Source organism: Paenibacillus sp. 01T442 (assembly GCF_056398345.1).
The window spans coordinates 36,027-49,622 of the sequence record NZ_JBFTPF010000048.1; the positions used below are offsets into that span (position 1 = coordinate 36,027).

At 44.0% G+C, this 13,596-nt stretch carries 11 protein-coding genes and 1 pseudogene; 10 read left to right on the forward strand and 2 right to left on the reverse strand.

Features of this window, described 5'->3' with window-relative positions:
• The first annotated feature begins 6 nt into the window (after positions 1-6).
• The 10 genes and pseudogenes from AC1DLM_RS25730 (at position 7) to AC1DLM_RS25775 (ending at position 12,191) form a co-directional block, all read left to right on the forward strand.
• Positions 7-714, forward strand: coding sequence for a hypothetical protein (locus AC1DLM_RS25730; RefSeq protein ID WP_441986714.1), 708 nt, complete (start codon positions 7-9; stop codon positions 712-714).
• Between the two features lie 28 nt (positions 715-742).
• Complete coding sequence (locus AC1DLM_RS25735) at positions 743-1,813, forward strand: type IV pilus twitching motility protein PilT (protein WP_477571566.1); 1,071 nt, start codon at positions 743-745, stop codon at positions 1,811-1,813.
• Positions 1,814-3,013 carry an S-layer homology domain-containing protein gene (locus AC1DLM_RS25740; protein ID WP_477571567.1) on the forward strand — a complete coding sequence of 400 codons (1,200 nt, stop codon included), beginning with the start codon at positions 1,814-1,816 and terminating at the stop codon, positions 3,011-3,013.
• A gap of 16 nt (positions 3,014-3,029) precedes the next feature.
• A complete protein-coding gene (locus AC1DLM_RS25745) occupies positions 3,030-5,420 on the forward strand; it encodes a vWA domain-containing protein (RefSeq protein ID WP_477571568.1) in 2,391 nt (796 codons plus the stop codon).
• Positions 5,421-5,456: 36 nt separating this feature from the next.
• Positions 5,457-5,987, forward strand: coding sequence for a type IV pilus modification PilV family protein (locus AC1DLM_RS25750; RefSeq protein ID WP_477571569.1), 531 nt, complete (start codon positions 5,457-5,459; stop codon positions 5,985-5,987).
• A gap of 6 nt (positions 5,988-5,993) precedes the next feature.
• Complete coding sequence (locus tag AC1DLM_RS25755) at positions 5,994-6,533, forward strand: prepilin-type N-terminal cleavage/methylation domain-containing protein (RefSeq protein ID WP_477571570.1); 540 nt, start codon at positions 5,994-5,996, stop codon at positions 6,531-6,533.
• A gap of 26 nt (positions 6,534-6,559) precedes the next feature.
• The gene (locus AC1DLM_RS25760) at positions 6,560-8,449 is read left to right on the forward strand and encodes a hypothetical protein (protein ID WP_477571571.1); all 1,890 of its coding nucleotides are present in this window, start codon (positions 6,560-6,562) and stop codon (positions 8,447-8,449) included.
• Positions 8,450-8,484: 35 nt separating this feature from the next.
• Positions 8,485-8,835: pseudogene (locus tag AC1DLM_RS25765) on the forward strand (response regulator); the annotation flags it as partial.
• Positions 8,836-10,118: 1,283 nt separating this feature from the next.
• Positions 10,119-10,898: a prepilin peptidase gene (locus AC1DLM_RS25770; protein WP_477571572.1), complete on the forward strand. Its 780-nt coding sequence runs from the start codon at positions 10,119-10,121 to the stop codon at positions 10,896-10,898.
• A gap of 33 nt (positions 10,899-10,931) precedes the next feature.
• On the forward strand, positions 10,932-12,191 hold the full coding sequence (locus AC1DLM_RS25775; RefSeq protein WP_441986706.1) for a methyl-accepting chemotaxis protein: 1,260 nt from the start codon (positions 10,932-10,934) through the stop codon (positions 12,189-12,191).
• On the opposite strand, the gene AC1DLM_RS25780 is transcribed toward AC1DLM_RS25775, so the two are convergent.
• Positions 12,173-12,484 carry a DUF5658 family protein gene (locus tag AC1DLM_RS25780; RefSeq protein WP_171628754.1) on the reverse strand — a complete coding sequence of 104 codons (312 nt, stop codon included), beginning with the start codon at positions 12,482-12,484 and terminating at the stop codon, positions 12,173-12,175. The two genes, AC1DLM_RS25775 and AC1DLM_RS25780, sit on opposite strands and share 19 nt — an antisense overlap.
• Before the next feature lie 32 nt (positions 12,485-12,516).
• Complete coding sequence (locus AC1DLM_RS25785; RefSeq protein ID WP_477571573.1) at positions 12,517-13,410, reverse strand: LysR family transcriptional regulator; 894 nt, start codon at positions 13,408-13,410, stop codon at positions 12,517-12,519.
• Between the last annotated feature and the right edge of the window lie 186 nt (positions 13,411-13,596).

Below are 13,596 nucleotides of genomic sequence, written 5' to 3' on the forward strand. Positions count from 1 at the left end.
GAACGTATGAGCATGCTCAGCAGTAAAAGGAATCAAATCATCGTGGCGTTCATCCTCGCGTTGGCGCTTGTGATGGTGTATATCAATTTCATTTCACCACTTCAAAGTGAAAAGCTCTCCAAAGAGAGACTTCTTATACAGAAAAAACAAGAACTAGACGACTTGAATAAACGATCAGCCGGCGGTGGTGCAATTGGTGCTGCGGAACAAGTAAGCCTCTCACAAACACGTATTCACGTGCCTGAAGAACCGGATGTAGAAGGGCTCATACGTGAGATTCGGATGTTAGAGGTCATTACGAAGATGTCACTGGCCAGTTACAACTTTGAAATTGGCAAGGCGTCCGATGTTGTGAGTAAAGCTCCAACGAGCTCACCAGCCCCTGCGAAAGAAAGTACAACCGTTACACAGGTGGCTCCACCGATGCCATCCCTTGCCATTCCGATCAAACTCAACACAACAGCTAAAGGAGATTACGCGCAGATCCATCGTTTTCTAGATGAACTGCAAACGACCAATCGCTTGATGCAGATTGACAAGTTGACGTTTGCGGTTAAGGGCGGAGCGCCCGTGAAGCTGAATGCTTTGAAAAGAGAAATAACGGTCAATGTTTCCGTGGTTTCCTATTATGCACCAGGGTTACAGAAGTTTTTCAAGAATCCGCTTCAGGTTCCTTATACGAAGCCTGCTGGAAAGACGAATCCAGTCTATTAATAAAACCATGTATAAGGGAGGAAATACGATGAGTATGATTTCACCAACGACGTCTGACACCTTATCACTGAAAGATCTGCTGCGTGTTTCTTACGAATCGAAGGCTTCTGACTTGCACATTAATGCAACGACAGAACCACTTATGCGGCTACATGGGAAGTTGATGAAGGTGGTTGATTCCGTTCTTTCTCCTGAGGATACACATCGAATGGCGAAAGAAATTTTAACGAAGGAACAATATGAAACATTGTCTAAAAAGGGGGAAGTTGACTTTTCGTTCGAGCTGCCAGGTCTTTCTCGTTATCGGGGCAATGTATTTAAGCAAAAACGACATATTAACATGGTGTTTCGTGTCTTGTCGACGACAGTGCCCTCCCTTTTTAGCTTAAATTTGCCTGATTTGGTTCAGGAATTTGCACACAAGCACCAAGGTCTGGTTCTAGTAACAGGTCCTACAGGCAGCGGCAAGTCAACGACGCTTGCTTCTATCATCGATTTCATTAATGAAACTCAGAAGAAACATATTATTACGTTGGAAGATCCGATCGAGTATATTCATCCAAGTAAAAATTGTTTGGTGGCACAACGTGAAATTGGTATTGATACTTTAACGTTCTCCAATGGTTTGCGTGCTGCTCTACGTCAAGATCCCGATGTCATTCTAGTTGGTGAGATGCGGGATTTGGAAACAATTAAGACAGCTATTACGGCAGCGGAAACAGGTCACCTTGTCCTGGCGACTCTTCATACCCCGGATGCTCCTCAAACCGTCGATCGGATTATCGATGTTTTTCCAACAGAGCAACAAAGACAAATACGCGTACAGCTAGCATCCGTACTCATCAGTGTCTTATCCCAACGTTTAGTACCGCGTATGGATGGACGAGGAAGGGCCATGGCGCTGGAAATATTAATTAATACACCCGCTGTAGCCAACTTAATTCGGCAAGAAAAGATTTATCAAATCAAATCGGTCATTCAAACGAATCGACAAATCGGTATGCAAACGATGGTATCCAGCTTGAAGCAATTAGTGGAAGAAGGCATTATCCACCGAGATGCGATCAAAGAATATGAAATGACCTTAGGAGAAGATTAAATGAAAACTAATAAACATGCACTCATTACTGCTCTTCTTGTCGTATCCATTCTGTCACCAACAGCCGTTCTCGCAAGTGAAGCTGCAGTTAATTCAACAGTCAGTGTCCAATCGAGCAATCCATTCGCCATATTAAAAGGACTCGATAATGAAGCACGCAGTCAACAATACGAGAACATGAAGCTTTCACCAGCAGGTTGGCAGGTCGGTATGATTATTTCCAAAGAACCTTATGCAGTTGTTACAAGCGTAGATGCTTCTGGCGCACATGTGAAAATATGGACGGGAGCAATCGCACGAGATTACAATGATTTGCTCGTGTTTTGGGATGAAATCGGTGTAGATGTGTCAGGTAAACTGGATTTCCATGCCACTGACGTCGAAGAGACGACACGTTCGTACTTTGAAAGCGCATCCCAAGAGTCCTATCGTGTCAAAGCATACCTTGGCAAAGTGCCTTGGGCGAACATTCCAACAGATGCAGAGACAGCTCGAGATGGCAGCGCAAAGGTATCATCGAATGGTTTAATCAACGTATATGGTATCGTTTTTCAGGATCCTGATCGCGCCGTTGCACCATCACTGGGCTCAGTTAAGAAATTACCTGACATGCCAGATGCTGTACCAACGCTGCGTACATGGAAACAAACGGCCGTAAGCGCAGTTCCGAGTGACGCACTAACCCATTGGGCGAAGGATGACATCCTTGATCTTATGCAGAAATCGATTATCGATGGGTATGAGGATCACACAATTCGTCCGAATCGTACGCTCTCGAAAGCAGAGTTTGTAACACTTGTTGTTAAAGCATTAGGGATTGAACCTGTCCAAACACCTGTCAAAGGTTACGAGGATATGGGAAAACATTGGTCAACCAGCATGGTTGCTTCTGCCCAGGCTATGGGTTTGCTGGATTTGAAACCCGTAGATTTGAATTTTTCTCCGGATTTACCCATTACGCGCATTGAAATGGTTGGTCTCGTTGATCGGATTTTGCAAAAGTATGCCGTTAAGGGTGGATCTGGCACTGGTGAATTCACAGATATCGCAAGCTTAACTGACGGAAATAAAGCATCTCTTCAAAATGTGATATATGCAGGTATTGTTGGCGGTTATGAAGATGGTTCGTTCAGACCACAAGGGTCACTCACTCGCGCTGAAGCTTTCAAAGTCATTTCGAGAATCATTCATTTGGTGTAGAAAGGAGTTCGTAACTATGCATTGGTATCAAAAAGCGAAAAAGAAAAGTGCGATCTTATTGACGGGGATGTTGCTCACAAGTATGCTCCCTGGCTTCGTTGGAACGAATACCGTTTATGGGGCGGAAGTAGACAATGGTTGCTTAGCGATTAGCGGAGTGGGAAATGTACCCGTTACAAGTGTTGAACGCAATCAATTGGTTACTATTAATTACACGCTAGACCCAAGTGGCACACATACGGTAACACAAACGCGAGATGCGGTTGATATTGCATTTGTAGCTGACGTATCTGGAAGTATGGATTACCATATGATCAAAAGTGATAGCAGAACCCCAATTCGTTTGGATATTTTAAAAAGTGCCTCTGCTACGTTAACTAATAAGTTTAAAACAGTAAATATGGGTGACCGTCTAGGACTCATTAAATTTAGTTCTGGGGCGTCCAAAGTACTTGATTTGACAACGGATTATGCGAAAGTTCAAACCGAAATTAATAAATTAGACGCTAATGGTTCTACCAATATTGACGATGGTCTTGCGAAAGCGAAGACGATGCTAACGGCGAGTGGAACGAAGCCTGTTAAACAAATTATTTTACTAACGGACGGTAAAGCTACGGTATGGACCGATGAGAACGATGGCAATAAGCAGAAAAGCGGCGAAACAAGTGCTGCGAATGCTGCAAAAGCAGATGCTGATGTGCTAGCAGGACTTGGTATTAAAGTGTTTACGATTGCGTTGGCAACAGCTGGCTCTGATGAAATTGATCTAGAATTGTTGCAATATATTGCAACAAAGACGGGCGGAATGGCTTATGAAGCGAGCTCTGCGAGCCAACTTTCCGCGATATTTGATAACATTGCTAAAACAATCGAAGCGCCCGCTCAGCTCAAAAATGTACAGCTACAACAACCGATACCAGCTGGATTCATCTTGGCGCCAGGCGAGAATGCTTCGAATGTAACTCTAGACTCGGTGACACATGAAGTAATCATCAAAGTTGGAGACATTAATTTTCCTTTTAGCCTGGAACAAGACAAGATCGATTTGGCGATTAAATTAATCCCAGATACGGCTGCTGGAGACTATCCACTCCAAGATGCTAAAGTAACTTACCGCGATGCTTGTAATGCGAATAGACAATTCAACATTAATTTTGGTACACAGCTATCTGTAAGTGTTCGTGTAGTGGATAAATATGGGAATGTGTATATCGGAAATAGCGCGGGAGAGTTACAACGTTTACGTGCTAGTGATAAACAAAAACAATGGACGATTAAGAATAAAAATCTAGCAATTACGGATATTCGCTTCATAGATCCTGATCATTCGATTGTTCGAATTAGTTACAAAGATGGAACAACTGACCAATTTGATTTGAAGCCAACTGCACCAGCGACTTATGAACTCATTGATGGGAAAGGGAAGGCGATTACTGAAAATGGTTGGCATATGGGTCCAGGAGCGCTTCGTGCTGTGTCTGGTTCAAGCACACTGCTGCCAAGCTCAACTGTGTTTGCTAACGATGACTTCCAAGGTGCCTATATTGCAGGTTATCAGATTGCCATTGATAACGGCAATTGGCAATCACAAACATCGAGCGGTGTAGTCATTCCTGATGGCAATGGCGTGAATTTTCAGACGCGTGCCTTTACGAATGCAATTAGCGGCAACGCTTCAATTCCCATTGGTGGAGCAGTCGCAACCGGAAATGTTTCCTTAGATAGCACTGGGCCAATGATTAGCTGGAGTAAAGATATCAAAAATCCGACAGATGTCGCTGCCGATGGCATCATTTATATTACGGCAACCGATAATTTAAGTCCTGTAACGAACGTAAGAGTATGGTTCGACAACAAATCACTTTCTATTTCTTCTAGCTCATCGAAAATGACGAAGAATGGCAATACCTATGCGTTTCGATTGAGCGATGTGGCAGGTTTCGATACGGCTGAGAAACGGCAAGGCTGGCATCAAATTTACTTTGAAGCCACTTCAATGGGAGGCACAACTACAACAGTTGAAGCACCTGAATATTTTGTGGTTAATCCAGGTTTGGCGGCTACGCTTAAAGGCATGAATTATAATGCTGGTGATATTTCAGATAAACCAGTAAGTGTTGCTGTGGTGGACGAGAAGTATCCTGTATCTGATCGTACATTCGGTAGTCATATCGAGCATGGCTTCACGTTGAAAAATATGTATTACGTGATTAAACAGTCATCAGCGACGCCGGAAGCAAATGAATGGAAACCATTGGCATCGAAGCGATTAACGGTGACAACCAAAACGAACACGACATCCGGAACATATTATGTCTTCTTAAAACTAGTCGACAGTTCGAATGTCGAAATGGTTCAGCAGCCACTGATCGTTAAATTCGATACCGAGCAAAACAACAACTAGACTGGCAAATCGGTGAGGTAGTGAGGAGGACTTACGGTGCGCCGCAATGAACGCTTGAAGCAAGTGGGGCCTAATGAAGACGGTATGTCACTCGTGGAAATCTTGATTGCTGTGACGATTATGTCGATTATCAGCGTCACGTTGATGGGGTATTTCACCTCAGCTGTTGATAAATCCGCGCAAGAAAGCCGCAAAATAATCGGAGCCAATTTAGCTCGATTAAAAGCAGCTGAGCTGCGCGATTACTTCAAAAATGGCTATAAAGACGCCATTGTGTCGCAGCTGACAAGCAGTCCCAAATTTTCTGGTGACTTATCGAGTAATGGATCGGAGTTAATGAAAGGCAGATTGGCCTCAACGGAGATCAATGGTACAACGTATCGGTACTTGGTTGAACTTGAGAAGAGCTACGCTCGCTGGGAGGCTGCGGATCCGTTTCGTAATGATTCAGATGAGTATTTGGCTCAAATGCTCGTTACTGTATATTGGTCAAACGAAGATTCTCTCGATGCACCTTCAGCGAAATCATCAACGACACTCGATACGTATCTTATCAAAAGGTGGTAGCGCCTCATGCAGCGCAATGAGAAAGGGATGACCTTAATTGAGCTTCTGGCTGCCTTGCTGATCTTCGGCATGGTAGCCTCCATCCTGTACTCTTTTATGCTAATGGGCGTGTCGATGTATAAACGAGTCACGATGGAAACCCAGATGCGTAATCAAGGAGACGGGTTATACAGCCAGATTATTTCGGAGCTGAAAGAAGCGATCTACGTTCAAGACGAAGGGACGGATAAGAAGATCATTCGTTATGCGAAAAAGAATGATGACCCGAACATTTATATTGATCTCTATGAAATGGAAGTCTTACCGAATCCAGCCGGCGGTGGGAAAATCGAAATTAGGGAAGCTGGAACGAATATTGTTAAACGTGTTTTCCAATTAGGAAGCAATTTTACAATTCGAGAGGGCAGCTTAAGTGAAGCGAGTCAAAATCATGACCGTGTTCAAGTTACGCTTGAGTATGCCAGAATTAATGCGGATCAGTTTAAGTTAGCAGACAACCCGAAACTGGTCATTGATTCGCAAATCCCACTATTCCGTAATGATTAAAAGTAACGGGTTGGAGGAGGCATGTATTGAACGCTATGAATAAAGACAGCAACGGCCTCCAACAGAGGATGCATAATGAGGATGGATCAGCACTAGTCATCGCTTTACTTGCCGTTGTTTTAATGACAATGATGGGTCTTATCCTTATGAGCGTACTTCGTGGAGGTGCAATTCAAGCAGCCACGACAGAGTCAAGTGTTCAAGCGGAGGCGATTGCACAGAAAGGGCTGGACGATACACTTGCCCAAATTCGAAGAGCCGTCGCGAATGGTGAAACGATTGGCGGAACGAACTATCGGAATCGAGTTCGCAATGTAGAGAATCAACTCTTGTTGATGCTTCCATTTATTGATAAGCATGTAGGAGATTCTCAGAATTCAAATGACAAGAATGGGGTTATCGTTGAAGCGAAGAAAGGGACATATCAAGTCGATATTGTTCTTGCAGAGCCCACGAATCCAGAATCACCGACGAAAAAGCCTTTGGCAATCCCTGATGCTCCATACGTTCGCAAATTCACGATAACTTCTCGAGGTATGATGGGGGGCACTCCCGCTACTATTGTAACGAAAGAGATGACCGTTTATGTGAGTACGATTAACCCTGTGTTTCGATATCCGGTCTCATCAAGCGGTGATTTGGTACTAAATGGAACACCTTCGATCAAAGGAGACATTTTTGTAGCCGACCATTTGTATGTACGGGATGAGGCTTTATTCAYAGGTACGACTAGCGGTGCGAATCGAAGCAAATATGGGATTCAAACAGGACGACCTGAGATTCGCGGTTTCATTCGAGTCGACGGAGACAGCGATACAATAGCGCCAGGGAAATTTAATTTTACCCGGTCGGATGGATTGACTGAATTCCCGCCGCTCACGCAAACAAGTGAATTTGTGCAACCCGATTATTTTAGACCGCAATATTTTCCATTAGAAGATCCAACGCTGGATGCGGACGTTGAAGTAGATGTAGAGGGGTATGTCACTAGTAAAATACAGACCGATTTAACAGCCAAGTTAGCTGCTTTAGGCGGGTATTCAGCCCCGGATCCAGCAATAATTGAATTGCCGCCATTGTTTCAAAATTTGACGAGTAGTAAGCTGTACAACGATCAATGGGTAACTGTTGATGGTGAGGTGAATGTTTTTAATGAAGCATCAGCCACTAACGAGGCTGACCTGTTCATTAATAATGGTGTGCTTACCATGGCGAACGACGCATCGAAACTCAAACTGAAGAATGGTTCCCTTTATGTGAAGTCACCGGATCCTAATTTAGTAGCGGCAGATCTCCGAGGCGAACTTTCTGTGGAACCAGGAAAATTCTTAGCCATTGATGGCAACGTGACACTGAATAATGGATTTCGTTTTCCAAATGGCACGATGTATATCAAAGGTGATCTGAAGATCATTGGGAATGTATGGCTGCAAGGTACCGTGTATGTACAGGGTAACGTAGAGTTAAAGCAGATGACCTCTATTAATAAAAACAGGGAGGAAAACCCAGACCCTTCATTAACACCGCTTATTGTTGTCGCCTCAGGGGAGATCGTGCTGGGTAATAGCACAAACACCGATGATGAGAATGTTCGCGCCTTCTTCTACACGAAGCAAGGAATTCGTTTATATGGGGTTATTTCGAAAATGAGGCTGACTGGCGGTATACATGGTGGCGCAGGAGGTGTAGAACTCAATGCAGTGAGAGGTGAACTGACTACAGCTGGCAGCTCCGTTTCCAAGTATCAAGGGAGTCCACCATGGACTAGAGAAGTACCTGAAGTGCAATTGGACAATTCCAAACCATCAAGGCTACAGATTTTCTATGATGATAATCTCTATGATAAACCGCCAGACGGCATCCCAACGACAGACAATTTTAACGTGTTTGTGAAAAACGTCAAATACACCAAGTAACTACAGATTAACCATTCTGGAAGGAGGTACCTTCAATGTCATTCCAAATCCTAGTCGTTGACGATACGAAATTTATGCGGAAAATGTTGACTGATATTTTGAAGCAATACGGTCATGAGGTGATCGGAGAAGCAGAGAATGGCAGACAGGCTGTACAAAAGTATGAGGAACTTCAGCCTGATATTGTTCTGATGGACATTACGATGCCCGAAATGGACGGAATTGAAGCGATGAAGGAAATTCGTAAACTCAATCCATCTGCTGTCGTTCTCATTTGTTCGGCTATGAGTCAGCAGGATCTCATCTCAGATGCATTGAAAGCTGGGGCAAACGGCTATGTGATGAAACCTTTTAAACCAAATCGCGTGAATGAAATTGTTCGAAAATATGGTGTTCCCCGTGTAATAGGCCATCTCATACCGCAAGACATGCAGCGCACGGAAGCTGCCGCCGTAGAAATCGATGTAGTAGAGGCGACGGTTGTCATTGAGGAAATGGAATTACAGGCTAAGTTAGCCGAAGGTGCTACCGCCCCAGCAGAAAGTTTACATGCCGTTGATCGAGGATATGCAGAGCCGAAGGAGCTGCATCTTACGAAGCAAGATGAGGAGATCTTGAGTGAAATCTCGTCGATTAGCGAGTCCAACCAATCCAACCAAGAGATCGTAAGTAAGCTGATTCATGAGGAAGAGCAGATTCCTGAAGTCGTTGAACTCCAACAAAGTAATGGTGAACCAGAGCCTGTATCGGAACCGGAACCAGAATCTCAGAAGAATTACGTCACGGAGGAAAAGAAAGTTGCAGCCAAACCTGCTCAGGTTGTCAATGCGCTGGAAGTTCTGCTCGCATTTGCCGAGGTGGAGGAGTCTAAGGTTGCTATGGAAACCTCGGATCACATTCACATGGATGAGACGTCTGAGCATTCACAGTCAACGGAGGAAGAGGATCGTCTCCTGGAAATGGAGAGACTGGCTGCAGTGATGCAAGGTGACTTGGAGCAGGAATGGCAACTGGAGCAAATGCAACAGCAAATGCAACAGCAAATGCAACAGGATGAAGTAAGCGTTATTGCGTACGAGGACTCTTCAACAACGCAGAACTACTCGAACACTGAGGAATCAGTCGATGCGATTGATGAAATTACAGATTCGAGCTCAATTGAACTTAGCATTGATGACCTCAATGAGCTCACTCTGGAGATGGAATCTTTAGAATCCACCTATGAAGTGAAAGATCCAGCCAAAGAAGTTCCAGTATTCAAAGAAGAAGTTCCMGTAAGCATGTCTTCTAAGTCGCAAGAAGCGGTTGACGTGAATAAAGTTGGCTTTAAAGCTGTGAGTGGCGGAAAGATCATTAATTTATTCAGGGGGAATGGACCAATGAAAAATTTCACAAGCAGTGTTATGTGTAACTGGAGCGAGGATTTGAATGGCGAGATGTCACAATACTTGGTTGTATGTACAGAAGCAGAGAATAAGATTGAGATTGATATGACAACGGCAAGCGGGCAAAAGCAATCCATAACTGTAACCATTGAGAGTTTTAATCAATTAGCTGCTTGGCTACAGGTTCAATTAGGGACTGCACCCGTGAGCAATCGTGAATATGCAAAAAAAGCAGATTTCTAAATAAATATTGCTAAGGTGAGACATCTAGAGGGGGTAAGGCAATGGGGTGGGAATCATGGAGTTACACAATTCTATTGTTCATAGTRGGTGCATTGTTCGGTTCATTCTTTAATGTCGTTGGGCTTCGGGTACCGAAAGGTATATCCGTCGTTGCCCCTCGATCTAGCTGTGGAAGTTGTGGGCGCCAGCTTAACGCGATTGATTTAATTCCGATCTTKGGATGGTTTATCCGAAGAGGGAAATGTCACACATGTGGATCATCAATATCCCCTGTGTATATCGTTGGAGAGTTAGCAGGAGGTGTTTTATTTGCCTCTCTTCCCTTCCTAGTCAGCATAAATGAACTGTGGGTTGCTTATCCACTAGTATCTGTGCTTCTCATCCTGACAGTGAGTGATCTAGCCTACATGCTCTTGCCCAACAAAATCATTTATCCAGCCATGCTGCTATTTACGGGATTGCGATTGTTCGTTCATCCACTGCCAATTTGGCACTATGCGTTGGGATTCGTAATTGGAGGGGGCACGCTGCTCGCGGTGTCTCTTGCTGCAACTTGGATGGGGAAGCCGGCTATGGGCTTTGGAGATATTCGATTGATGGCTTTAGTAGGACTCGTCATGGGAATCAAGCTCGTGCTGTTATGCATTTTTCTGTCGGCGCTGCTCGGCAGCGTCATCGGTGTGGCTCTCATCGCCTCAGGTAAACTGGATCGGCGTTCACCAATTCCCTATGGTCCTTTCATCGCTGCCTCTGGTTTCATCTGTTTTTGTTTCGGAKACCCATTGATGACATGGTACTTGGACCTCATCGTATGGCAGTAAAACTACATTTTGTAAAAGAGAGGTCGGACTCCTATGAACTGGTTTCTAGCTCAATCGTTTCGTGCTAAGCTTCAGCTCGGTTATTACACTGTTGTTGCCTTCTACACAATTATTATCCTCATTCTTATGTTAACGTCAGATGTATCCATCATTTTTGCACTATCTTCGTCACTCATTCTCATGGTGTTCAGCTTTCCTTATGTGCGTTTCTTGGAAAAGGCGTTAACAGAGCCAATTGATAACGTTACTCGTGTCGCGATGAATATTGCCAAAGGAGACTTCACACAAACCGTGGATGCTTCCTCCAAGGATGCGCTAGGCGATATGGGGCGCTCCTTTAATGCCATGATCGTGAAATTGAAGGAACTGCTGAATGAAACGGCTTCGATTTCGAAGCATGTCGCAGACTCAAGTCGTGATATTTACCATAAAAACGAAGGTATTAACACGATGATCGTGGAAGCAACAGGCTCGGTCACTTCACTTGCGGAGGGAGCAAATGAGATTTCATCTGGTGTGTTCAAGAGCTTTTCCGTCGTAAAAGAAATCGAAACCAAAATCACGGATTATGTGGATTCTACACATGAAATGAATAATCGTTGCGGGCAAACGCTTGATCTTGTGAAAAAAGGAATGAGAGCGGTAGAAAGTCAATCCGAGAGTGTTTCTCATATCGTACTTGCGACAAGTAATGTATCGGGGACGATTGATGATCTAGTAAAAGAAGCGGCTGGAATTTCTTCCATTACACGCACAATTTCCGAAATTGCTGAACAAACGAATTTGCTGTCCTTGAATGCTTCCATTGAAGCAGCGCGTGCAGGCGAGCACGGGAGAGGGTTCTCTGTTGTTGCTCAAGAAGTTCGTAAATTAGCTGAAGAGTCATCCAAATCGGCCAAGAGCGTATTCCATATGGTACATAACATTGAGAATAGTATTAAAATGGCCCAGAAAAATATTCAGATCAATGAGGAGATTGCTCGCAGGCAGACAGAGTCCATTGAAGCTACGGAAAAAATATTCGGTGAGATGGTTGAAAGTATTCAATTCATTACGCAGCGTATGAGTGAGTTTACGGGAGAAAGTCAGAAGATGTTGAATGCAGCCCAGTTCATTACGGGCACCATGGAAAATATCTCAGCGATTACCCAGCAATCGGCAGCAGGTACAGAGCAGGTATCTACTTCGATGGTACAACAAACGCGTTCCGTTAAAGCTGTTGTTATTCAGTCCGAACAAATGCTTCGTATGGTAACCCAATTGCAGCGCACGATTCAGATATTCAAGCTTTGAGAGAATGAAGTTGAGATCCAGTAAGCATGCAAGAGGAGAATACCTAAATAAATAACGGTAGAGAGGCGGAACAGATTGTTGATGAGCAGTCGTTTACCTACTTTTGCTGCAATAAAGAAGAGAGAAAGGGGGAGTATGATTTTAATGCCATAGAAGGCAATGTAGCTATGTTCATACAGGAAAGCCATAATCGGATTGGCTTCGCCAATCAATTGTAACCGGAGACCCATATCTGTTAATCCCGCATCCATTAAACTAGCAATACACAGGAAAATAATTAAATTACGACTCAAAGGGACCACTCCTTTTGACATTGGAGGTTATGCTAACGAATCGTTTGCATAACCTCTTTCATTGTGGAGATAAATGCTTCAGCAGCTTTGGATATATAGCGACCTTTGCGATAAGCAATAACAAGCTTGCGTGTGGGTCTACCCTCTAAGATGACGTTTACGGGAGAAAGCTCATGAGAGCTTCTTTTGGAAATCAAGTAGGGTACGAAAGCGATCCCCATGCCAGCAGCAACAAGCGATTGCACGGTTTCCATATTACTCGATTCAAAAACAATATTTGGAGTGAAGCCAGCTTCCTGGCATAGATCGAGGGTCAGCTTTCGGAAGCCTTGTCCTTTTTTCAAGGCGATGAATGCTTCCTTTTCCAATTGCGAAATTCGAATTGGCTCTTTGCTGGATGCTAATGGATGCAGCGGCGGAACGGCTAGGATGATTTCTTCATCTAGTAACGTCTCGTAGACGAGAGATTCTTCACGTAATGGCAAGGATAGAAGAGAAATATCGGTTTGACCATTTACGGTTAAGGTCTCTAGGTTGGAAGAAGTCTCCTCGACGAGTGAAATCTCAATATCCGGATAAGCTGCCTGAAAGACAGGTACCACGTATGGTAAAATCGTTGATCCTGTAATTGGCATACTGCCGATGACTAGGCGGCCTTTCTTCATTTGAGAAATGTCTTCCATTTCTTTTTTGAGCCCTTCGATCATATCGAGAATCTTCTGTGACTTCTCCACAAACAGAGAACCTGCGTGGGTCAACTCAACTGAATTCGTGCTACGTTGAAATAAAAGGACGCCGAGTTCCTTCTCTAGTTTTGACAATTGTTGGCTGAGTGAAGGTTGGGCTATATGCAACTTCTCCGCTGCACGTGAGAAATTCCGTTCTATGGCGATCTGGATGGCATACTGTAATTGACGTAATTCCATGCGAAGAAGTGTCTCCTTTATAGATGTCTTGAAGGTTATCATATCAAGCTTTGTGGGGCGAAACAAGCTGGACATAGGAATAAATAACCATAAAGGGCAATGACGACTGGTTTCATCCAGTTTCATTACCCTTTATGGTTAATTTTGGTTACACAACACTATTTGCGAACAGTACTTCTATACATG